This window comes from Nitratidesulfovibrio liaohensis (genome assembly GCF_011682075.1).
Classification (GTDB): domain Bacteria; phylum Desulfobacterota; class Desulfovibrionia; order Desulfovibrionales; family Desulfovibrionaceae; genus Cupidesulfovibrio; species Cupidesulfovibrio liaohensis.
Map to the genome: position 1 here is coordinate 1 of NZ_VSMK01000324.1, position 3,217 is coordinate 3,217.

General features: G+C 67.8%; 4 protein-coding genes. All 4 read left to right on the top strand.

Annotated elements, in window-relative coordinates:
* Positions 1-375, top strand: a 375-nt coding sequence (locus FVW27_RS11330; protein ID WP_167125204.1) for a M23 family metallopeptidase, incomplete at its 5' end; no start/stop codon positions are given.
* A gap of 72 nt (positions 376-447) precedes the next feature.
* Positions 448-690 (top strand): exodeoxyribonuclease VII small subunit, encoded by a 243-nt coding sequence (locus tag FVW27_RS11335; RefSeq protein ID WP_341806129.1) that lies wholly within the window; start codon positions 448-450, stop codon positions 688-690.
* Positions 674-1,615: a polyprenyl synthetase family protein gene (locus FVW27_RS11340; RefSeq protein WP_167125208.1), complete on the top strand. Its 942-nt coding sequence runs from the start codon at positions 674-676 to the stop codon at positions 1,613-1,615. Before FVW27_RS11335 ends, FVW27_RS11340 begins: the two co-directional genes overlap by 17 nt.
* A gap of 89 nt (positions 1,616-1,704) precedes the next feature.
* A partial coding sequence (gene dxs, locus FVW27_RS11345) for a 1-deoxy-D-xylulose-5-phosphate synthase (protein ID WP_243838374.1) occupies positions 1,705-3,217 on the top strand: 1,513 nt, incomplete at its 3' end.

The window sequence follows — 3,217 nt, forward strand, 5'->3', positions numbered from 1 at the left end:
GGCCTGCGCCGGGTGTTCAACGGCGAACCGCGCGCGCCGCATCGCGGGCTGGACCTGCGCGGCGAGGCGGGCGAACCGGTGACGGCCTGCGCTGCCGGGCGGGTGGTGCTGGCCGAGAATCATTATTTTGCGGGCAATTCCGTGTACATCGACCATGGCATGGGCGTGGTCAGCATGTATTTTCACCTCTCCGCCTTGGACGTGGCCCCCGGCCAGATGGTGGCGCAGGGTCAGGTCATCGGCAAGGTGGGCAGCACGGGCCGGGTCACCGGGCCGCACCTGCATTTCGGCATGGCGGTGCTTGGCGACATGGTGGACCCTCAGGTATTGCTGGATATCGCGCCCGCGAACACGGGCGCGACCACACGGGAGTAACGCATGGCCGCGCGCGCACGAAAGAATGCGGGGGCAGACGCCCCAGTTGGTGTTGTTGGGGTTGATGGCGTTGTGGAAAAGGCCGAGGCCGCAGTGGATTACGAAGCCGCCATGGCCCGCCTGCAAGAGGTGGTGGCCGCGCTGGAAGCGGGCGATCTGCCGTTGGAGCGCAGCGTGGCCCTGTACAAGGAAGGACTTGGCCTGTCCCGCGCCTGCCGCGACCGGCTGCGCACGGCCCGGAACGAGATACGCCTGTTCACCGAAAGCGGCCTGACAGAATTTGAAGGGATGGGGGACGATGCTGACGCCGAGTGAGATCAAGGCCCGGTTGCGCGATGCTGCCGCCGGGGTGGAACGCTATCTGGCCGCGTGCCTGGCCGACAGGGGCATTCCCGCGCGGCTGCGCGCCTCCATGGAATACAGCCTGAACGCGGGCGGCAAGCGGGTGCGCCCGGTGCTGTGCCTGACCACCGCCGCACTGTTCGGCCTGCCCGTGGAGCGGGTGATGCCCTTTGCCGCCGCCATAGAGATGATCCACACCTATTCGCTCATCCACGACGACCTGCCCGCCATGGACGACGACGACCTGCGGCGCGGCAAGCCCTCGAACCACAGGATGTTCGACGAGGCCACGGCCATTCTGGCCGGTGACGGCCTGCTCACCGACGCCTTCGATTTCATGGCCGGCGTCGGGGCTGGCGTCGGGGCCGCAGCAGGTGACGAAAACGCCGCCAACGCCGTCATCCCCGCCGCCAACGTGCTTGCCGCCCTGCGCGTCGTTGCCCGCGCCGCCGGTGCCCCCGGCATGGTGGGTGGCCAGGCTCTGGACATGGAATACACCGGCCGCACGGGCGTTACCCTGGATGAAATGGCCGCCATGCACGCCATGAAGACCGGGGCGCTGCTGCGCGCGTCGTGCCTGTCCGGCGCGTTGCTGGCGGATGCCGATGCCGACGCGCTGGCCCGCATAGCCGATTACGGCGCGCACATCGGCGCGGCTTTCCAGATCGTGGACGACATCCTCGACGAGGTGGGCGACGAGGCGGAAATCGGCAAGCCCGTGGGCAGCGACGCGGAGCAGGGCAAGACCACCTATCCTTCGCTGCTGGGCGTGGAGCGCAGCCGCGCCCTGGCCCGTGAACGGGCCGACGCGGCCATCGAACGGCTGTCGCCCTACACCGGCCCGGACGCAGACTTCCTGCGCAGCCTGGCGAGCTATATTGTAGACAGAGCCAGCTAGCGCCCGCACCAGAGTGCATTGTACGGCACGACAACAACGCCTTGCATCACCGGGCGCGCCCCGCGCGGCCCGATAACGGATACCCACGCATGACCGAGCAGCTACCGCCCTCGCGCTATCCCCAAGGGCAGCTTGTGGGCACGCCCCTTCTGGACTCCATAGCCAGCCCGCGCGACGTGGCCGGGCTGACGCCGGAACAGGTGCAGCAACTGGCCGACGAACTGCGCCAGCGCATCATCGCCACCGTGTCCCGCAACGGCGGGCACCTTGCCCCCTCGCTGGGGGTGGTGGAACTGACCATCGCCCTGCTGACCTCGTTCGACGTCGACCGTGACAAGGTCGTCTGGGACGTGGGACATCAGGCGTACGCCTGGAAGCTGCTGACGGGGCGCGCCGCCAGCTTCCACACCCTGCGGCGCGGCGGCGGCATCAGCGGCTTTCCCAAGATGGCGGAAAGCCCGTACGACCACTTTGGCGTCGGTCATTCCTCCACGTCCATTTCCGCCGCGCTGGGCATGGCCATGGCGCGCGACCTGGCCGGGGGCGACAACAATGTGGTGGCCGTCATCGGCGACGGCTCCATGACCGCCGGGCTTGCCTTCGAAGGGCTGAACCAGGCCGGGGCCATGGACCGCAAGCTCATTGTCGTGCTGAACGACAACGAGATGTCCATTTCCAAGAACGTGGGGGCGTTGTCGCTGTTCCTCAGCCGCAACCTGTCCAAGCGTTGGGTGCGCCGCATGAAGAAGGACATGGAAACCTTCATGCGTTCCATCCCCGGCATCGGCGAGGACATGCTGGGCTACGCCAAGCGCAGCGAGCACAGCCTGAAGGGGTTCTTCACGCCGGGCATGCTGTTCGAGGCGTTCGGGTTCAACTACATCGGCCCGGTGAACGGGCATGACGTCAAGGCGCTGACCCGCACCTTCGACATGGCCCGCACCCTGGACGAGCCGGTGCTGCTGCACGTGCTGACCCGCAAGGGCAAGGGCTACGCCCCGGCAGAGACCAATCCCACCCATTTCCACGGCGTGGGCCGCTTCGAGCCGGAAACGGGCAAGGCGGCCAAGCTGGCCGATGCCCCTGCGATGCCCAGCTTCACCGACGTGTTCGGCGAAACCCTGTGCATGCTGGCCGACGAGGACAAACGGGTCATGGCCATTACCGCCGCCATGCCCGAGGGCACCGGCACCAGCTGTTTCTGTACGCGCCACCCGGAGCGGTTCGTGGATGTGGGCATCTGCGAGCAGCACGCGGTGACCTTTGCCGCGGGCCTTGCCACGCAGGGGCTGCGCCCGTTCGTGGCCATCTATTCCACCTTCCTGCAACGCTCGTACGACCAGGTGGTGCACGACGTGTGCATTCAGAACCTGCCGGTGGTCTTCTGCGTGGACCGCGCGGGCCTGGTGGGCGAAGACGGCCCCACCCATCACGGGGTGTTCGATATTTCCTATCTGCGCCACATTCCCAACATGCACATCCTGGCCCCGCGCGACGAGGCGCAACTGCGCCACGCCATGCACACCGCCCTGGCCCTGGATGCGCCGGTAGCCATACGCTACCCGCGCGGCGTGGGCACGGGGGCCGCGCTGCCCCCGCGCG